Genomic DNA, 18,648 nt, shown 5'->3' with positions numbered 1-18,648 from the left:
GCCCGGAACGCCGTTCGGCGTTCCGGGCCTCCGTCGTTTCCTCATCGCCCCGGCGGTGTTTCCGGCCGTGTCTCCAGGAAGGGTTCCAACAGCCCGGGCACGGCCCGGCGCGCGAAGACGAGGCCCTCGGAGCCGTCCGCGTCGTGGACCGAGTACGCGCCCGCTCCGGCGGCGGTGGTCGCGGTGACGGTCAGGACGCCCGCGCGGCGCTGGAAGAGGGACCGCTTGACCACCCAGCCGATGACCCCGGCGCGCTGGAGCGCCACGGTCGAGCGGCGGAAGGTGCCCGAGCGGGCCACGAGGTAGTCGCCGCTGAGGGTGTGGCCCAGGCTCCGGTAGGCGTCCAGGGCGAGCAGCACGGCCGCCGGGAGGGCCACGGCGGCGAAGCCCGCGGCGATGTGGAGGAGTACGGGGGTGAGCCAGATTCCGAGGCCGGTGAGGAGGGCGGGCAGGAGGAGGGCCGCCGCCAGTGCCCGGCGCAGCCTGCGGGCGCGGGCCGCCCCGGGGTGCGGGGTGAGGGGCGCGTCGGTGGGGGTGACGGGTTCGCGCAGCACCGTCGCGGCGACGGCCGCCGCGCGGGAGCGCGGCGCGGCCGGCAGCAGTACATGGAGGTCGGCGTTCTTGTCCTGGTCGTCCCGGCCGATGCCGGTGGCGACGGCGTCCACCCGCGCCGCGCCCGCCAGCCGTACGCCCAGCGGCTCGACCAGCTCGACGCCGCGGAGTCTGCGTTCCTCGATCGAGATGGAGCGTACGGTGAACAGCCCCCGGCGGACCCGCAGGGTGCCGCCGGGCTCGCGCTCCAGGCGGTGGTTCCACCACATCTCGACCCAGAGGCCGAGTGAGCCGACGACGCCCGCGAGGAGGGCGGCGAGCGCCAGCGTCAGGATCATCATGGTGACGGAGGTGTCGCGGAAGAAGTCGCCGACGTGGACGATGACCTCGTGCTGCACTCCGAACCAGTCGCTGATCTGCATCACCGCTCCGGCCGCCGCGCCGCCCAGGGCGGGGGCGACGAAGGAGAGCGGCGCGTAGCGTATCCAGCCCAGGTCGACGGTGGCGAGGACGCCCTCGCGGTGGCCGCCCGGGGTGGCGGCGGCCCGGATCAGCAGCTCGGCGCGCAGGCGTTCCCCCTCGGGCCGGGTGACCGGGTCGAGGACCAGGGTGGACTCACCGCCGCCGGACTGTTCGCCGGTGCCGATGCGTACCTTGACCAGGCCGAGGACGCGCAGCAGCGGGTTGGCGGCGAGGTCGACGGTGCGGATCCGCTCGCGGGCGAGGGAGCGCCGTTTGGCGAAGAACAGCCCGGTGTGGAGTTCGACGCGGTCCGGCCCGACGCGGTAGCGGGTCTTGCGCCAGTTGACGTACTCGGCCGCGACGGGTCCGAGCACCAGGAGGGCGGCCCCGGCGAGCAGCAGGAGCAGTCCGGTGCCGCGCCGGGCCCGGGGGCCGAGCCAGGAGCCGCCGGAGAGACCCAGCAGGATGGGGAGGCAGAGGCCGACGGCGACGGAGCCCATCACCGCGCCGGTGACCAGGAGGGCCTTCTTGTCTATCCGCCGCCAGCCGTCGCCCGGCTCCCCCGGCTCGCCCGACTCCCCTGGCGCTCCCGACTCTCGCGGCTCCCCCTGCTCGCTCATGTCGCGTCTCCCGGTGTCTCCTGGGTGATCCGGGTCAGCCGCCGGGCGAGTTCCGCCGCCAGTTCGTGGTCGAGCCCGGCGATGGTGATCGCCCCTTTGGCGGAGGCGGTGGTGACGGTGACCGTGGCCAGTCCGTACGAGCGCTCCAGCGGGCCGCGCAGGGTGTCCACGGTCTGGATCCGGGACATCGGGGCGATCCGCCACTCCTGGAGGAACGCCCCGGTGCGGACGTAGACGGCCTCGTCGGTGGTCTCCCAGCGGTGCACCCGGTAGCGCCACGCGGGGACGACGGCGGCCTGGAGCAGACCGAGCACGGCCACCGCGGCGGCCGGCCAGAGCAGCCAGGGCCGGGCGGGGGCGATCAGCCAGCCGAGTACGGCGAGCGTTCCCGCCGCCGTGACCGTGACGGCCAGCGTTCGCGTACGCCACCAGCTCACGGCCCTCGGGTCGAGCGCGTTCTCCGGCGGCCGGAGCCGGACCGTCCCCTCCCCCTCGGTCATCCGGCTCAGCGCCCTCTGAGGGTGCGGTAGGCGGCGACGAGGGAGGCCGTGGAGCTGTCGAGCCCCTCGGTCCCGGCCGCGCCGGTCAGCACGGGCTCAATCTTCTTGGCGAGGACCTTGCCCAGTTCGACGCCCCACTGGTCGAAGGAGTCGATGTTCCAGATCGCGCCCTGGACGAAGACCTTGTGCTCGTAGAGCGCGATCAGCTGGCCGAGCACCGAGGGGGTCAGCTCGTCGGCGAGGACGGTGGTGGTGGGGTGGTTCCCCCGGAAGGTCTTGTGCGCGACCAGCTCCTCGGGGACGCCCTCCGCCCGTACCTCCTCCGGGGTCTTGCCGAAGGCGAGCGCCTGCGTCTGGGCGAAGAAGTTGGCCATCAGCAGATCGTGCTGGGCGAGCAGTGCGGGCGGGAGGTCGCCGGCCGGGCGGGCGAAGCCGATGAAGTCGGCGGGGATGACCTTGGTGCCCTGGTGGATCAACTGGTAATAGGCGTGCTGCCCGTTGGTGCCGGGCGTGCCCCAGACGACCGGTCCGGTCTGCCAGTCGACCGGGTTGCCCTCACGGTCGACGGACTTGCCGTTGGACTCCATGTCGAGCTGCTGGAGATAGGCGGTGAACTTGCTCAGATAGTGGGAGTACGGCAGCACCGCGTGGGACTGGGCGTCGAAGAAGGCGCCGTACCAGACGCCCAGCAGACCGAGCAGCAGCGGCGCGTTGGCCTCCGCCGGGGCCGTCCGGAAGTGCTCGTCGACGAGGTGGAAGCCGTCGAGCATCTCCCGGAAGCGCTCCGGGCCGATCGCGATCATCAGCGAGAGGCCGATGGCGGAGTCGTACGAGTACCGGCCGCCGACCCAGTCCCAGAACTCGAACATGTTGGCCGTGTCGATGCCGAAGTCCTCGACCTTGCCGGCGTTGGTCGACAGCGCCACGAAGTGCCGGGCGACGGCGTCCTGACCGGCGTTCAGCCCGGCGAGGAGCCAGTCGCGGGCAGAGGTGGCGTTGGTGATGGTCTCGATGGTGGTGAAGGTCTTGGAGGCGACGATGAAGAGCGTCTCGGCCGGGTCCAGGTCCCGTACCGCCTCGTGGAGATCGGCGCCGTCCACATTGGAGACGAAGCGGAAGGTCAGGTCCCGGGCGGTGTGGGCGCGGAGCGCCTCGTACGCCATCGCCGGACCGAGGTCGGAGCCGCCGATACCGATGTTGACGATGTTCCTGATGCGCTTGCCGGTGTGTCCGGTCCACTCGCCGGAGCGGACCTTCTCGGAGAAGACGGCCATCCGGTCGAGGACGGCGTGCACCCCGGGCACCACGTTCTCGCCGTCGGTCTCGATCACGGCACCCCGGGGGGCGCGCAGCGCGGTGTGGAGGACGGCTCGGTCCTCGGTGGTGTTGATCTTCTCGCCGCGGAACATCGCGTCCCGCAGCCCGGCCACGTCGGTGGCGAGCGCCAGCTCGCGCAGGAGCGTCAGCGTCTCGGCGGTGACCAGCTGCTTGGAGTAGTCGATACGCAGGTCACCGACGCGCAGGGTGTATTCCTCACCTCGGTCGGGATCGGCCGCGAACAGCTCCCGCAGCGTGGTCCGCCCGAGCCGCTCTCGGTGTTCGCCGAGCGCGGTCCACTCGGGAGTCTGGTTGAGCCGCTTACGGCCGCTTGCGTTCACTGGAACATCAGCTCGCTTCTCTCGTACCTGGCTGCCTTCTCGCCCCCTCCAACCTAATTGATCAAACATGGAGGTGTGGTGAAGGCGGAGCGGCGTCGGCTATGAGCGAAGCGGGAATATCGGAGGGCGGCACGGCACGTCTGAATTGCCCCGGCGCACGGCACGGGGGCGGCGCGCGCGGGGCGTTCCGAGCGCGAAAAAGTCCGGCCGGGCACTCGAAAGTGTCCCGGCCGGACCGTAAGTCTCAGGGCCTGTCGTTTGGATCTTGCTGGGCTCGCGGGCCCTGGTGCCGCACCTCGCCGCGTTGTCGTCGATCGCCGACGCTCCGCGTCGACTCACTCCTCCGCCTTGCGATCCACGGCACCAGACCCCGCTCGCTGATCCAGCCTGATCCAAACGACAGGCCCTAGATTTCGCCCCGCAGTTTGGCCAGCGCCTCGGCGAGAATCGCCTCGCCGTCCGCGTCGCTGCGCCGCTCCCGCACATAGGCGAGATGGGTTTTGTACGGTTCCGTGCGGGGCGGGTCCGGGGGATTGTCCCGGTCCTGGCCTGCCGGGAACCCACAGCGGGGGCAGTCCCAGGTGTCAGGGACCTGCGCGTCGCTGGCGAAGCTCGGCTGTGTCTCGTGCCCGTTCGAGCACCAGAAGGAGATGCGCAGACGCGGCGCGGACTCGCCACGCTCGGCCTCGCCCATCGGCCCCGCCCCGACCCGGCTTCCCCGGATCGCGTTGCCACTTGCCACGGTCGTAACTCCCTGCGTGATGGTGCTGTACAGCGTCTCACAGCGGCTGCGCCGCGGTGCCTCAGTCTACGTAAGGCCCAACGCGCGTCCAGGTATTGGAGTTACCTCCCCGCCCGGACGGGAAAGCCTGTGGGTCAGCTGTCCAGCTTCATCAGCAGACCAAGTACGACAATGCATGCGAACCACAGCAGACCGACCACCACGGTGATCCGGTCGAGATTGCGCTCGGCGACCGAGGAGCCGCCGACTGACGACTGCATACCGCCGCCGAACATGTCGGAGAGGCCGCCGCCCTTTCCCTTGTGCATCAGCACCAGCAGCATCAGCAGCAGGCTGAAGACGATCAGGGCGATCGAGAACCCCATAACCACGGCTGGACCCTACTTCCTGGCAAATCTCTTGGAACATCTATGGACGACGGGGGCCCGGGCTCGGTGAAAAGCCTCAGGCCCCCGCAAGGGTACGACGGATCCGCGCTACGGCATACTCACCGGTCGCGAAAGGCCCTCACTGAGCGTGCCCAGTGGCCGTGCGGGCGTGGACCTGGCCGGGGCGGACGCGCACTGAGCGTGTTCGCCCCGGCCGGTGCTCACTGATCGCGGAAGCGGACGATCTTGACGAACTCCTCGGCGTCCAGCGCCGCGCCGCCCACCAGGGCGCCGTCCACATCGGGCTGCGCCATGATCGCGGCGACGTTCCCGGACTTGACCGAGCCGCCGTACTGGATGCGGACCTTGTCGGCCAGCTCCTGCGAGTACAGCTCGGCGAGCCGGCCGCGGATCGCTCCGCAGACCTCCTGCGCGTCCTCGGGCGTGGCGACCTCGCCGGTGCCGATCGCCCAGACCGGCTCGTACGCGATCACGATGGTCTCGGCCTGCTCGGCCGGGACGTCCTTGAGGCCGCCGTCGAGCTGGGCGAGGGTGTGCTCCACCTGCTGTCCGGCCTTGCGGACGTCCAGTCCCTCGCCGACGCAGAGGATGGGGGTGATGCCGTGCCGGAACGCGGCCTTCACCTTGGCGTTGCAGATCTCGTCGGACTCGGCGTGGTACTGCCGGCGCTCGGAGTGGCCGACCGCGACATAGGCGCACTTGAGCTTGGCGAGCATCAGGCCGGAGATCTCCCCGGTGTACGCGCCGGAGTCCTGCGCCGAGATGTCCTGGGCGCCGTACTTGATCTTCAGCTTGTCGCCGTCGACCAGGGTCTGCACGGACCTGAGGTCGGTGAACGGCGGGAGCACGGCGACCTCGACGGCGTCGTAGTCCTTGTCCGCCAGGGCGAAGGCGAGCTTCTGGACATGGGCGATGGCCTCAAGGTGGTTGAGGTTCATCTTCCAGTTGCCCGCCATGAGCGGGGTGCGAGTGGTCATGAAAGTGTCAGTCCTCCAGTGCGGCGAGCCCGGGAAGCGTCTTGCCTTCGAGATATTCGAGGCTCGCGCCGCCACCGGTCGAAATATGGCCGAATGCATTCTCGTCGAAGCCCAGGATCCGCACCGCGGCGGCGGAGTCCCCGCCGCCGACGACGGTGAAGGCCGGGGATTCGATCAGCGCCTGGGCCACGGCCTTGGTGCCCTCGGCGTAGTCGGGGTGCTCGAAGACGCCCATCGGGCCGTTCCAGAAGACGGTGGCCGTGTCGGCGAGCTTTGAAGCGTAGAGCTTGCAGGTCTCGGGGCCGATGTCCAGCCCGAGCCGGTCGGCCGGGATGGCGTCGACCGTGACCGTGTCGGGGTGGGCCGGGGCCTTGGTCTTCAGGTCCGGGAAGCCGGAGGCGACCAGGACGTCGACGGGCAGGACGAACTCCACGCCCTTCTCCGCGGCGCGCGCCAGATACTCCTGGACGACCGGGATCTGGTCCTCCTGGAGCAGCGAGCGGCCGACCTCGTGGCCCTGGGCCTTGAGGAAGGTGTAGACCATGCCGCCGCCGATGAGGATGCGGTCGGCCCGGTCCAGCAGATGGTCGATGACGCCGAGCTTGTCGGAGACCTTCGCGCCGCCGAGGACGACCGCGTACGGCCGCCGCACGTCGTCGGTGAGCTTCTTCAGCACACCGACCTCGGTGGCGATCAGATAGCCGGCCGCGTGCGGCAGCAGGGCGGGGAGGTCGTAGACGGAGGCGTGCTTGCGGTGCACGGCGCCGAAGCCGTCGCCGACGTACACATCGGCCAGGGCGGCGAGCTGCTCGGCGAAGGCGGCGCGCTCGGCGTCGTCCTTGCTGGTCTCGCCGGGGTTGAAGCGGAGGTTCTCGATGACCGCGACGCCGCCGTCGGCGAGGCCCGCGACGGTCTCGGTGGCGGAGGGGCCGACGGTGTCGGTCGCGAAGGCGACCTCGGCGCCGAGCAGCTCGCCGAGCCGCGCGGCGGCGGGGGCCAGCGAGAAGGCCGGGTCCGGAGCGCCCTTGGGGCGGCCCAGATGGGAGGCGACGACGACGCGCGCGCCCGCCTCGGCGAGCTTGGCGACGGTCGGCACGACGGCGCGGATACGGCCGTCGTCGGTGATCACAGTGCCGTCGAGCGGCACATTGAGGTCGGCGCGGACGAATACCCGGCGGCCCGCGACCCCCTCGGCAAGAAGCTGGTCGATCGTCTTCATGGACGGGACTCCTCGGATGGCTGGACGTGCCACGGGGCCCGAGCAGCGCCGGTGTGCGCTGGTCGAGCCCCGTCGCTCACATCACTGAGCTTTCAAAATCGTGTTCAGAGCTGCTCGCCGACGAAGACCGTGAGGTCCACAAGGCGGTTGGAGTAGCCCCACTCATTGTCGTACCAGCCGAGGATCTTGATCGAGTTGCCTTCCTGAACCATGGTCAGGGAGGAGTCGAAGGTGCACGAGGCCGGGTCGCTGACGATGTCCGAGGAGACGATCTGGTCCTCGGTGTAGGCCAGGATGCCCTGGAGCTCGCCCTCGGCGGCCTTCTTGAACGCGGCGTTGACCTCGTCCTTGGTGACCTCGCGGGAGACCTCGACCACCAGGTCGGTGGCCGAGCCGGTGGGAACCGGAACGCGCATGGCGATGCCGTCCAGCTTGCCCTTGAGCTGCGGGAGGACCAGGGCGGTGGCCTTGGCGGCACCCGTCGTGGTCGGGATGATGTTCTCCGCGGCGGCGCGGGCGCGACGCAGGTCGGAGTGCGGGAAGTCCAGGATGCGCTGGTCGTTGGTGTAGGCGTGGACCGTGGTCATCAGACCGCGGACGATGCCGAAGTTCTCGTCGAGGATCTTCGCCATCGGCGCCACACAGTTGGTGGTGCAGGACGCGTTCGAGATGACGTGGTGGTTGGCCGCGTCGTACTTGTCCTGGTTGACGCCCATCACGATGGTGATGTCCTCGTCCTTGGCCGGAGCCGAGATGAGGACCTTCTTCGCACCGCCGGCGATGTGCTTCTCGGCGTCGGCCTTCTTGGTGAAGATGCCGGTCGACTCGATGACGATGTCGACGCCCAGCTCGCCCCAGGGGATGTCCGCGGGGTTGCGCTCGGAGAGCACCTTGATGGTGCGGCCGTCCACGGTGATCGTGTCGGCGGTGTGGCTGACCTCGGCCTTGAGGCGGCCCAGGATGGTGTCGTACTTCAGCAGGTGCGCCGTGGTCGCAGTGTCACCCAGGTCGTTGACAGCCACGATCTCGATGTCAGCACCCTGCTCCAGCAGCGCGCGGAAGTAGTTACGACCGATGCGGCCAAAGCCGTTGATGCCTACGCGGATCGTCACGAACCGATCTCCTCGTTGGTACGCCGGGTTTTGACTGCCGGCGAGTTGTATGGGATGTCCCCGACCGCTTACGACCCTACCTCTCTGAGGGCCTCCAGGTGACATCAGAGGGCCCGGAAGGGGCCCCCGTGACCCGTACCACCCGGTAGGGCCGTCAGACGGTCCTCACCTGCGCGGAGGCCTTCCCTAATGAGCGGGCGAAGCCACTCTGGGCGACCGTTCGAGCGCTCCCGGTGTTCATCCGCGTCCGAGTGTTCCCAAGCGTCCGGCCGCCCGCGGTCTCGAAGCCCCCGTCCGGCGCGGTCCCACCCCGGAGGGAGAGGGAGGTGTCGTCTGCGAAGACTCCGCGCCCGCCGTCGCTCGGGCCGGGTCGGCCGCTGCCAGGAGCCGTCGCGGTGGGCGGCTGCCGCGTACCACCGCCCCTCGCAGGGCGGGAACGGCAGCCCTCGTTGAGATGGGCGCGCACGGCGTGAGGTGGTGGACCAGGAGGGGGCGGGGCCGCCGCGCCGGTGTGCCGGACGGCGGTGCGGAAGTGGGCGAGCACCCCCAGCGGGTGCGGGCGGCCCTGGACCGCGGCGTCCCGGACCGCGGCCCGCCGGCCGTTGCCGGCGAGGGCCCGGGTGTACGCGGCGGATGTGCCGCGCCGGTGCGGTGCCGGTGCGGTGCCGCCCTCCTCGGCGCTGGCCAGGGTGTCGGCGCGCGGCCGCTGTGAGAGCTCGTAGGCGAAGGGGTCGGGGGTGAAGCCGGCGGTCTCCGGTCCGACCGGGGAGGCGGGCCGGTCCGGAGTGGCGGGCCCCTTGGGCTCAGCCGACGAGGCCGTCGGCCATCTCCTCGGTGAGGTTGGACTCCGTGCCCGGAATCCCCAGGTCCTGCGCCCGCTTGTCCGCCATGGCCAGCAGTCTGCGGATCCGTCCCGCCACCGCGTCCTTCGTCAGCGGCGGATCGGCCAGCGCGCCCAGCTCCTCCAGCGAGGCCTGCTTGTGCTCCATCCGGAGCCGCCCCGCCGCCGCGAGATGCTCGGGCACCTCCTCGCCGAGGATCTCCAGGGCGCGCTGCACCCGGGCCCCCGCCGCCACCGCGGCCCGGGCCGAGCGCCGCAGATTGGCGTCGTCGAAGTTGGCGAGCCGGTTGGCGGTGGCGCGGACCTCGCGCCGCATCCGCCGCTCCTCCCAGGCAAGCACCGACTCATGGGCGCCGAGCCGGGTCAGCAGCGCGCCGATCGCGTCGCCGTCGCGGACGACGACCCGGTCCACGCCGCGCACCTCGCGGGCCTTCGCCGCGATGGAGAGCCGCCGCGCGGCCCCGACCAGCGCGAGTGCCGCCTCCGGGCCCGGGCAGGTGACCTCCAGCGAGGAGGAGCGGCCCGGCTCGGTCAGCGAGCCGTGGGCGAGGAACGCACCGCGCCACGCGGCCTCCGCGTCACAGGTGGCCCCGGAGACGACCTGCGGCGGCAGCCCCCGGATGGGGCGGCCCCGGCCGTCGACCAGCCCGGTCTGCCGGGCCAGCTGGTCGCCGCCCGCGACGACGCGTACGACGTACCGTGAGCCTCTGCGCAGCCCGCCGGGAGCCATCACCATCAGCTCGGACGTATGGCCGAAGATCTCCAGGATGTCGCGCTTGAGCCGGCGCGCGGCGATCCCGGTGTCCAGCTCGGCCTCGATCACAATGCGCCCGCTCACCAGGTGCAGCCCGCCCGCGAACCGCAGGATCGCCGAGACCTCCGCCTTTCTGCAGCAGGTCCGGGTGACGGGGAGCCGGGAAATCTCGTCCTTCACCGCTGCCGTCATCGCCATGGGCCGATCCTTCCATGCATCCGAAAAATACGGTCGTACGCGGCGGCCAACAGCTCCGGATCGTGCTTGGAAACGCTGTCGGGCGAGGCCACGGGGGCCAGCTCGACCGCGGCGCCGAGGCGTTTGGCGGCGTCGGCGAGAGAATCGCGGTCGGGCACGGCGGCCTCGTCGGCCAGCACCACGTCCAGGGTGAGTTTAGGCGCGTGTCGTCCCAAAACCTCCAAATGACGCTGCGGGGAAAAACCTTCTGTCTCGCCGGGCTGGGGGGCGAGATTGAGGGAGAGAACCCGGCGGGCCTTGGTCTCCACCAGCGCGTCGAGCAGCTCGGGCACCAGCAGATGGGGAATCACCGAGGAGAACCAGGATCCGGGCCCCAGAACCACCCAGTCGGCGTCAAGGACGGCGGCCACGGCCTCCGGAACGGCGGGCGGATCGTTCGGCACGAGGTGCACGGACTGGACGTCCCCGGGGGTGAGGGCGACCGTCGCCTGACCGCGCACGATGTCGACATCGTCCGGGCGCGTCGGATCATGGCCGCGCACCAGCGCCTGGAGCTCCAGCGGCACCGCCGACATGGGCAGCACCCGGCCGTGCGCACCGAGCAGCCGGCCCACCAGATCCAGGGCCTGGACATGATCGCCGAGCTGCTCCCAGAGGGCCACGATCAGCAGATTGCCGACCGCGTGCTCATGCAGCTCGCCCTGGGACTGGAAGCGGTGCTGGATCACCCGGGCCCAGGTCTGCCCCCAGTCGTCGTCGCCGCAGAGCGCCGCGAGCGCCTTGCGCAGATCGCCCGGGGGGAGCACGCCCAGCTCCTCACGGAGCCGGCCGCTGGAGCCGCCGTCGTCGGCGACGGTGACGACGGCGGTGAGATCGCCGGTGATCCGGCGCAGGGCCGCCAGCGAGGCGGAGAGCCCCATGCCGCCGCCGAGGGCGACCACCTTGGGCTGAGCGCCGCGTCTGCGGCTGGTGGGCGTGACGGATCTGCGCAGCCGACGCAGGCGCAGGGAGCGTGCGGTCACTCGCGCCCCAGGTCCCGGTGGACGACCACGGTCTCGATGCCGGCCGCGACGAGCGCGGCGGCGAGCTTCTCGGAGGTGGCCACCGAGCGGTGCTTGCCGCCCGTACAGCCGACGGCGACGGTGACATACCGCTTGCCCTCGCGGCGGTAGCCCGCGGCGATCATCTGGAGCAGCTCGGTGTAGCGGTCGAGGAACTCCTTGGCCCCGGGCTGGTTGAAGACATAGTTCGACACCTCCTCGTTGAGACCGGTGAAGGGGCGCAGCTCCGGGACCCAGTGGGGGTTGGGCAGGAAGCGCATGTCCACCACGAGGTCCGCGTCGACGGGCAGTCCGTACTTGAACCCGAAGGACATCACGGTGGCCCGCAGCTCCGGCTTCTCGTCGCCCGCGAACTGGGCGTCCATCTTGGCGCGCAGCTCGTGGACATTGAGGCTGGAGGTGTCGATGACCAGGTCGGCGTCGCCGCGCAGCTCGCGCAGCAGGTCGCGCTCGGCGGCGATGCCGTCGACGATGCGGCCGTCGCCCTGGAGCGGATGGGGCCTGCGCACCGACTCGAAGCGCCTGACCAGGGCGTCGTCGGAGGATTCGAGGAAAACGATCCGGCAGGTGACCTGCTTGGCGGCGAGGTCGGCCAGGGACTCGCGGAGATTGTCGAAGAACCTGCGGCCCCGGACGTCCACGACCACGGCGATCCGGGCGACATTGCCCTGTGAGCGCGCGCCGAGCTCCACCATGGTGGGGATCAGCGCGGGCGGCAGGTTGTCGACGACGAACCAGCCGAGGTCCTCAAGACATTTGGCGGCGGTGCTGCGCCCGGCGCCGGACATTCCCGAGATGATGACCAGCTCGGGGATGGCCGCCTCGGCGGTCCCGCCGGGCTCGGTGGTGGTGCCCGTACTCACGTCTGCTGCTCCGTCTGTGTCGTGCTCGTTCATGTGCTGCCCCCGTCGTTCTCTTCAATGATCTCTCCTGTTGCCGTATTCACGGCAGGGGCGGCCGGGGCCGCCTGGGCGAGGGCCGTGACCACGGCTTCCGCGGTCTTCCGGCCCATGCCGGGTACTTCGCAGATCTGTTCGATTGTCGCCTGTCGCAGCCGCTTGATCGAGCCGAAATGCTTGATGAGCGTCTGCTTGCGGGTCTCGCCGAGGCCGTGGACCGCGTCCAGGGGGCTGGTGCGGATGCGCTTGGTCCGCTTGGAGCGCTGATAGCGGATGGCGAAGTCGTGGGCGGTGTCGCGGACCCGCTGGAGGAGATAGAGCCCCTCGCTGGAGCGGGGCAGGACGACCGGGTCGTCCTGGTTCGGCAGCCAGACCTCTTCCAGCCGCTTGGCGAGCCCGCAGACGGCGACGTCGTCGATGCCCAGCTCGTCGAGGGCGCGCCGGGCCGCGGCGACCTGGGGCTGTCCGCCGTCGACCACGACGAGCTGGGGCGGGTAGGCGAAGCGCTTGGGCCGCCCCTCGTCCTGGAGGGCCTGGGCGGCGGCGTCGGGAGCATCGGCGCCCGCGCTCTCCGCGTCCCCGGGGGTGTCCGCGCCGATCCACTCCCCCGTTCTGTCCTTCTCGGCGAGATAGCGGCGGAAGCGGCGGCTGATCACCTCGTGCATGGAGCGGACGTCGTCCTGGCCGCTGAAGGTCTTGATCTGGAAGCGGCGGTACTCGCTCTTGCGCGGCAGCCCGTCCTCGAAGACCACCATCGAGGCCACGACGTCCTCGCCCTGGAGATGGGAGATGTCGAAGCACTCGATCCGCAGCGGCGCGGAGTCCAGCTCCAGGGCCTCGGCGATCTCCTCCAGCGCCCGGGAGCGGGTGGTGAGGTCGCTGGCGCGCTTGGTCTTGTGCAGCACCAGCGCCTGCTGGGCATTGCGCTGGACCGTCTCCATCAGGTCCTTCTTGTCGCCGCGCCGGGGGATGCGCAGGGAGACCAGCGAGCCGCGCCGCTCGCCGAGCCACTGGCTGACCGCCGCCGCCTCCTCGGGGAGGGCAGGCACCAGGACCTCCTTGGGGACCGCGTCGCCGCGCTCCTCGCCGTACAGCTGCTGAAGGGCGTGCTCGACCAGGCCGGCGGTGTCCACCGCCTCGACCTTGTCGGTGACCCAGCCGCGCTGTCCGCGCACCCGGCCGCCGCGGACGTGGAAGATCTGGACCGCGGCCTCCAGCTCGTCCTCGGCGACGGCGATCAGATCGGCGTCGGTGGCGTCGGCGAGCACGACCGCGCTCTTCTCCAGGGCGCGCCGGAGGGCTTCTATGTCGTCACGGAGCCGGGCGGCCCGCTCGTACTCCATCTCCTCGGCCGCCTCCGTCATCCGCTTCTCCAGCCTGCGGATGTACGCGCCGGTGCGGCCGGCCATGAAGTCGCAGAACTCCTCGGCCAGTTCGCGGTGCTCCTCGGGGGTGACCCGGCCGACGCAGGGCGCGGAGCACTTGCCGATGTAGCCGAGGAGGCAGGGGCGGCCCTTCTGCTGGTGGTTCTTGAGGACTCCGGCGGAGCAGGTGCGCACGGGGAAGACCCGGAGCATCAGATCGACGGTCTCGCGGATGGCCCACGCGTGGCCGTAGGGGCCGAAGTAGCGCACGCCCTTGCGCTTGGCCCCGCGCATCACCTGGACCCGGGGGAACTCCTCGTTGAGGGTGACGGCGAGGTAGGGATAGCTCTTGTCGTCGCGGTACTTGACGTTGAACCGGGGGTCGAACTCCTTGATCCAGGTGTACTCCAGCTGGAGCGCCTCGACCTCGGTGGAGACCACCGTCCACTCCACCGAGGCGGCGGTGGTGACCATGGTGGCGGTGCGCGGGTGGAGATTCGCCACGTCCTGGAAGTAGCTGGCGAGCCGCTGGCGCAGGCTCTTCGCCTTCCCGACGTAGATCACCCGGCGGTGGTCGTCGCGGAATTTGTAGACCCCCGGGGAGTCAGGGATCTCTCCCGGCCTGGGACGGTAGCTGGAGGGGTCTGCCATGTCGTCCACCCTACTTGCGGGGACTGACAGCGCGGCCCTCCGAGGCGGTCGGCAGGTCGGCACGGCGGCGAGCGCCCGCCGCCGGTGAGGGCGACGGGCGCTCGTTCCCTGGAGGGGGCTCGTCTCCCGGGGTCGCCGGGAGGCTCGGGGGTGGCTCGGGTACGGCTCGGGTGGCTCGGGTACCGCTCGGGTACAGCTCAGGCGCGGCTCAGACGCGGCGGCGCAGCCGCAGCGCGGTGAGCGCGCAGAGGGCGAGGGCGAGGACCCCGCCGGCCCCCGCCGCGACCGAGGTGACGGTCAGCGCGGCGTTGTCCCGGTCGGGGGAAGCGGCCCGGACGGCCTTGTCGGTCCCGGCGGGCGCGGCCGCCCGCCCCGCGGCGTCCTGGGGTGCGGAGCCGGCGGGTCCGTAGCCGCCGGCCACGCCCTTCTTGGCGTAGCCGGAGCCGGGCAGCTTGTCGGCGTAGGCGGCCCGGACCCGGTCCCGGTAGGCGGCGAGGGTGGTGCCCTTCGCGCCGACCGCCCGGGTGGCGTCCTCGTCCAGCGGGAGCACCTTCGTACCCTTGCTCACGTACCAGGCGTCGATCTGCGGCTCGCGGAAGACCGTGCCGCCGGGGAGCCTGCGCTCGCCCTGCCGGGTGTAGCGGAACTCGTCGTCACCGGTGGCGATGTTCACCACCTGCCAGGTCGAGCCCTGGCGGGCGGCCCACACCGACGCCCGCTGACCGTCCGACGAGAGCGCCTGGGTCGCCAGGAACTCGGTACGGGCGACGGGCGCGCCCGCCTTCCCGGCCACGAACTCCGGTGCGAGGGTGCGCAGCGGGACGGTCGCCCCCTCGGCGCGGGGCGACGCCGCCGACCGCGCGACGGCGCCGTCGCGGGCGAAGAAGCGGGAGAGCGTCTCCAGCGTGGCGGGGGCGGTGGCCGCGCCGCGCGCCGCCGCCAGGTCCTTGGCCGAGGGGGCGGGGGTTTCCCCGGCTCCGGTGGCCGCGTTGGCGGTGCCCGTGCCCAGGCCGCCGAGCGCGAGGCAGGCGACGAGGGAGGCTCCGGCGATTCGCGAGGTCCGCTTCATCGCGCTCACGCCCCGATCCGGTAGAGCGAGTGGGTCCAGGAGAAAGAGCTGTTGTTCACGTACCAGGCGTGCGAGGCCCAGTTGTAGCGGTCGCTGGTCTGCCATGGATCGCCCCAGTAGACCCAGCTGTTGGCCGTGTCGTAGCCGTAGATGACATGCATGTGGCCGCCGCCGCTGGACCACTGGATCCGGGTCTCGATCGGGCGGTTGGCGTCTATCTCGGTCTGCACGGCCGAGTAGCGCAGCCAGTCGCCTATGTAGGAGCCGGGGCTGACCCCGGCCCAGCGCAGCCCGGTCTGCACATTCCCGAGCGTCGCCTGGTTGTTGGGGCACTCGGTGCCCTGCTGGCGGTTGAAGGAGGCGTTGCAGAACTGGTTCTGCGAGTAGTTCTTGCCGAAGTAGGCGGCGATGGTGTTGCCGCCCGCGGCCCAGCACCAGTTGGTCTTGAGCTGTGCCTGCATGGTCAGATTGAGCCGCTTCCAGGCCAGGGCCCCGACGTCGCCGGATTCGGCGGACGCCGTGGCGGCGAGCCGTTCGGCCCGGTCGCCGGGGGTGGCGGCGGTGGCCGAGGACAGCGGCAGGGTGACAATCGCGGCAAGGACCGCCGCCACGGCGGCGAGCCGTCTTCTGATACTGCGCATCGCGTTCCTCCCTGAGGGAAGGGTGGGGGTGGAGGAGCGCGTCCGGACGCTGCGGTTGAGCATCAGTCCTTGTCGGGAGCAGGTCAACACGCTTCAATGCGGGTGGTACGGAGCTGTGAACGCGGCGGGCGGGGTGTGAACGCGCCCCTCCTGTCCCACCTGGGCCGCCATCGCCCACCGCCCGCCGGGACCGGCACCGTCGTGAACGTTCACGAGAGTTCCCCGCCGACTTGACGCGCGGTGCCGCCCCCGACGCCACTGGAGGATTCCCATGGGCCACACCGAGGCCGATCTGGCGCAGGTGTTGCACACCGGCCCGTTCCATCTCGCGCTGCGGGCGGCGCTCGCGGTGCGCGGGCTGCCGCTCCAGCGGGTGCAGCACCATCTGGCGCACCGGGGCATCAAGGTCGGGGTGACCAGTCTCAGCTACTGGCAGCAGGGGGCGCGCAGGCCCCAGCGCCCCGAGTCGCTGCGGGCGGTGCGCGCCCTGGAGGAGGTTCTCGAACTCCCGGGGAACTCCCTGACCCGGCTGCTCGGCGCCGGTGAGGGCGGCGGTCGCGGGGAGGTGGAGCGCCCGGCGGCGCGCTCGTACCGCTCGCTGATGGAGATGTCGGCCACGGTGGAGCGGCTGCTGGCGGATCTGGAAGCCCCGGCGGACGGCGGGCTGCACACGGTGGGCCACCATGAGCGGGTGCGGATAGGCGCGGACCGGGAGCTGCTGGGCCGCGAGTCCCAGCACGCCGTACGGGCCCACCGCGACGGGGTGGACCGCTATCTCGCCATCCACCACGGCGACCCGGGGTGCGATCCGGCCCGGGTGCGGGTGACCGCGCTGGAGAACTGCCGCACGGGACGGGTGCGCTGGCACCGGGAGACCGGTGTGGTCGTCGCGGAGCTGCTCTTCGACGCGCGGCTGCGCGCGGGCGAGACGCACTTCTTCGGGTACGGCTTCGAGGACGGGACCGGCGGGCCGAGCACCGAGTACGTCCGGGGTTTCACCTACGCGGGCGGGCAGTACGTCCTGCGGGTCCGCTTCGACGAGCAGGCGCTGCCGGTGCGGTGCCGGCGGTTCGCCCAGGCCACCACGGGCGCGCCGCGCGGCGCGCGGACGGATCTGACGCTCGGCGGGCGGCACCGTACGGTCCATCTGGTCGAGCAGGGCGTACGGCCGGGGATCCTGGGCATCGACTGGGACTGGGACTGATCCCGGCCGCCACACGCCCTGGCCCTCCGGCCCGGCTCCGGGCCGGGGGGCCGGGGGCAGAGGGGCCGGGGCTGTCAGGCGTCGGGGCCCGCGATGAGCATGCCGCCCTCGGTCTTGATCGGGACCTCGGGGAGATCCACGGTCGCCAGGCCGGACACCACCTTGCCGGTGTTCACATCGAAGCGGCTGCCGTGGCAGGGGCACTTGCCCTCATTGGCGATGATCTTGGTCAGTACGCAGCCGCCGTGGGTGCACTGGGCGCTGAACGCCTTGTACTGCCCCTCGGCCTGCCTGCTGACCAGCAGCCGCTGCTCGCGGTAGAGCATCGCGCCGCCGACGGGCACGGCGTCGGCCTCGCCCAGATCGACGGGCGCGGTCGGGACGGGGTTCTTGGGACGGGCCGCCCTTTCCCCGGGGGCGCACGCGGCGGCCCCGAGGCCGGCTGCTCCGGCGAGGGCCGCGCCTTTCAGCACGGTGCGGCGGGCGGCGGGCGAGAGGCCGGACATGAGAACTCCACTGTTCAGAGTGCTGGTCTGGGGCGGTGGCGGCGGGGGCCGCGGCCGGTGTGCCGCCATCGGCACCGCGATGGCGGCAGACCCTGACAATACCGACGTGCCGCCGTCGGCCGGCGGGCGGGCTCACTCCCGCGCGGCGGCGGCGATGGGCTACGTTCGGAGCCGTGATCGTCGTCGCCGGAGAATCCTTGATCGACCTGGTCCCGCTGAGGGACGGCCCCGGGGACGGCGGGCCCCTGCCCGCGCTGCTGCCCCGGCCCGGGGGCGGGCCGTACAACACCGCCATGGCACTGGGGCGGCTCGGCGCGCGGGCCGCCTTCTGCTCCCGGATGTCCACGGACGGCTTCGGCGAGGCGCTGCTCGCCGGGCTGCGCGCGGCGGGCGTCGACACCTCGCTGGTGGCGCGCGGCCCGGAGCCGACGACACTGGCGGTCGCCGCCGTGGGCGCGGACGGCTCCGCGGGGTACGGCTTCTACGCCGAGGGCAGCGCGGACCGGCTCTTCGAGCTGCCGCCCGCGCTGCCGACCCCGGCACGCGCGGTGGCGTTCGGCACCTGCTCGCTGGTGCTGGAGCCGGGTGCGAGCGCGTACGAGCGGCTGCTGCGGCGGGAGGCCCGGCGCGGGCTCTTCACCCTGCTCGACCCCAATGTGCGGCCGGGGCTGATCCCGGATCCGGACGCCTATCGCGAGCGGTTCGCGAGCTGGCTGCCGGATGTCACGCTGCTGAAGCTGTCGGAGGACGACGCCCGCTGGCTGGGCGGGGTGCCGGACGGCCCCCGGGGCCCCGCCGCCGTGGTCCTCACCCGGGGTACGCGAGGGCTGACGGTACGCACCAGGGGCGGGACGGAGGTCTCGGTTCCGGCGGTCCCGGTGACCGTGGCGGACACCATCGGCGCCGGGGACACCGTGAACGCTGCCCTGCTGCACGCTCTGGACTCCCGGGGCGCGCTGTCGGCCGACGGGCTGGCGGCGCTGGACGAGCCCGCCTGGCGGGAGCTGCTGGGCTTCGCCGCCCGCGCCGCCGCGATCACCTGCTCCCGCCCCGGCGCGGAGCCGCCGTACGCGGACGAGCTGCGCGGCTAGAGCCCCCGGCTCCCGGGTCGGCTCCCCCCCGCCCCCCCCCCCCCCCGGGGGCCGGGCCGGGGGGGGGGGGCGGGGGGGGGGGCGGGCTCCGCGCCTCTGTGGGGGGGCCCCCCCCCCCCTCTTTCGGGGGGGGGGCCT

The 18,648-nt window shown here is 71.8% G+C and carries 17 protein-coding genes; 2 read left to right on the top strand and 15 right to left on the bottom strand.

All coding sequences use genetic code 11. From position 1 onward, the window contains the following. Positions 1 to 41 precede the first annotated feature (41 nt). From IE247_RS20950 to IE247_RS20885, 14 genes are all read right to left on the bottom strand, one after another. The gene (locus tag IE247_RS20950; RefSeq protein ID WP_190124742.1) at positions 42 to 1,634 is read right to left on the bottom strand and encodes a PH domain-containing protein; all 1,593 of its coding nucleotides are present in this window, start codon (positions 1,632 to 1,634) and stop codon (positions 42 to 44) included. Beyond that, the gene (locus tag IE247_RS20945) at positions 1,631 to 2,134 is read right to left on the bottom strand and encodes a PH domain-containing protein (protein WP_190124741.1); all 504 of its coding nucleotides are present in this window, start codon (positions 2,132 to 2,134) and stop codon (positions 1,631 to 1,633) included. Before IE247_RS20945 ends, IE247_RS20950 begins: the two co-directional genes overlap by 4 nt. A gap of 5 nt (positions 2,135 to 2,139) precedes the next feature. Further along, entirely contained in the window at positions 2,140 to 3,792 is a 1,653-nt protein-coding gene (pgi, locus tag IE247_RS20940) for a glucose-6-phosphate isomerase (RefSeq protein WP_190124740.1), read from the bottom strand. 406 nt (positions 3,793 to 4,198) lie between these two features. After that, the gene (locus IE247_RS20935; RefSeq protein WP_003957010.1) at positions 4,199 to 4,534 is read right to left on the bottom strand and encodes an RNA polymerase-binding protein RbpA; all 336 of its coding nucleotides are present in this window, start codon (positions 4,532 to 4,534) and stop codon (positions 4,199 to 4,201) included. 134 nt (positions 4,535 to 4,668) lie between these two features. Next, a complete protein-coding gene (secG, locus tag IE247_RS20930) occupies positions 4,669 to 4,899 on the bottom strand; it encodes a preprotein translocase subunit SecG (RefSeq protein ID WP_018848634.1) in 231 nt (76 codons plus the stop codon). A gap of 224 nt (positions 4,900 to 5,123) precedes the next feature. Then, the gene (gene tpiA / locus IE247_RS20925) at positions 5,124 to 5,900 is read right to left on the bottom strand and encodes a triose-phosphate isomerase (protein WP_190124739.1); all 777 of its coding nucleotides are present in this window, start codon (positions 5,898 to 5,900) and stop codon (positions 5,124 to 5,126) included. Positions 5,901 to 5,907: 7 nt separating this feature from the next. Continuing rightward, a complete protein-coding gene (locus IE247_RS20920) occupies positions 5,908 to 7,119 on the bottom strand; it encodes a phosphoglycerate kinase (RefSeq protein WP_190124738.1) in 1,212 nt (403 codons plus the stop codon). A 104-nt stretch (positions 7,120 to 7,223) separates the two neighbouring features. Next, on the bottom strand, positions 7,224 to 8,231 hold the full coding sequence (gene gap, locus IE247_RS20915) for a type I glyceraldehyde-3-phosphate dehydrogenase (protein WP_190124737.1): 1,008 nt from the start codon (positions 8,229 to 8,231) through the stop codon (positions 7,224 to 7,226). 803 nt (positions 8,232 to 9,034) lie between these two features. Then, a complete protein-coding gene (whiA, locus tag IE247_RS20910; protein ID WP_153487707.1) occupies positions 9,035 to 10,024 on the bottom strand; it encodes a DNA-binding protein WhiA in 990 nt (329 codons plus the stop codon). Beyond that, entirely contained in the window at positions 10,015 to 11,046 is a 1,032-nt protein-coding gene (locus tag IE247_RS20905; RefSeq protein ID WP_190124736.1) for a gluconeogenesis factor YvcK family protein, read from the bottom strand. The genes whiA and IE247_RS20905 overlap by 10 nt, the downstream gene beginning before the upstream one ends. Next, the gene (gene rapZ / locus IE247_RS20900) at positions 11,043 to 11,981 is read right to left on the bottom strand and encodes an RNase adapter RapZ (RefSeq protein WP_190124735.1); all 939 of its coding nucleotides are present in this window, start codon (positions 11,979 to 11,981) and stop codon (positions 11,043 to 11,045) included. The genes IE247_RS20905 and rapZ overlap by 4 nt, the downstream gene beginning before the upstream one ends. Beyond that, positions 11,978 to 13,999, bottom strand: a complete 2,022-nt coding sequence (gene uvrC / locus IE247_RS20895; RefSeq protein ID WP_190124734.1) for an excinuclease ABC subunit UvrC — start codon at positions 13,997 to 13,999, stop codon at positions 11,978 to 11,980. Before uvrC ends, rapZ begins: the two co-directional genes overlap by 4 nt. Before the next feature lie 208 nt (positions 14,000 to 14,207). Continuing rightward, positions 14,208 to 15,068, bottom strand: coding sequence for a hypothetical protein (locus IE247_RS20890; RefSeq protein ID WP_190124847.1), 861 nt, complete (start codon positions 15,066 to 15,068; stop codon positions 14,208 to 14,210). Between the two features lie 5 nt (positions 15,069 to 15,073). Next, positions 15,074 to 15,709: a papain-like cysteine protease family protein gene (locus tag IE247_RS20885; protein WP_190124733.1), complete on the bottom strand. Its 636-nt coding sequence runs from the start codon at positions 15,707 to 15,709 to the stop codon at positions 15,074 to 15,076. Positions 15,710 to 15,980: 271 nt separating this feature from the next. Between IE247_RS20885 and IE247_RS20880 the strand changes: the two genes are divergently transcribed. After that, positions 15,981 to 16,913: a hypothetical protein gene (locus IE247_RS20880; protein WP_190124732.1), complete on the top strand. Its 933-nt coding sequence runs from the start codon at positions 15,981 to 15,983 to the stop codon at positions 16,911 to 16,913. A 74-nt stretch (positions 16,914 to 16,987) separates the two neighbouring features. On the opposite strand, the gene IE247_RS20875 is transcribed toward IE247_RS20880, so the two are convergent. Continuing rightward, the gene (locus IE247_RS20875; protein ID WP_190124731.1) at positions 16,988 to 17,419 is read right to left on the bottom strand and encodes a Rieske (2Fe-2S) protein; all 432 of its coding nucleotides are present in this window, start codon (positions 17,417 to 17,419) and stop codon (positions 16,988 to 16,990) included. A gap of 173 nt (positions 17,420 to 17,592) precedes the next feature. On the opposite strand from IE247_RS20875, the gene IE247_RS20870 reads away from it, so the two are divergent. Next, positions 17,593 to 18,510, top strand: a complete 918-nt coding sequence (locus tag IE247_RS20870; protein WP_190124730.1) for a carbohydrate kinase family protein — start codon at positions 17,593 to 17,595, stop codon at positions 18,508 to 18,510. Positions 18,511 to 18,648: the final 138 nt, after the last annotated feature.

Source organism: Streptomyces inusitatus, assembly GCF_014651115.1.
Classification (GTDB): Bacteria; Actinomycetota; Actinomycetes; order Streptomycetales; family Streptomycetaceae; genus Streptomyces; species Streptomyces amakusaensis.
Note: the sequence above shows the minus strand (reverse complement) of the source record. Positions and strands in the feature narration are given on the sequence as shown.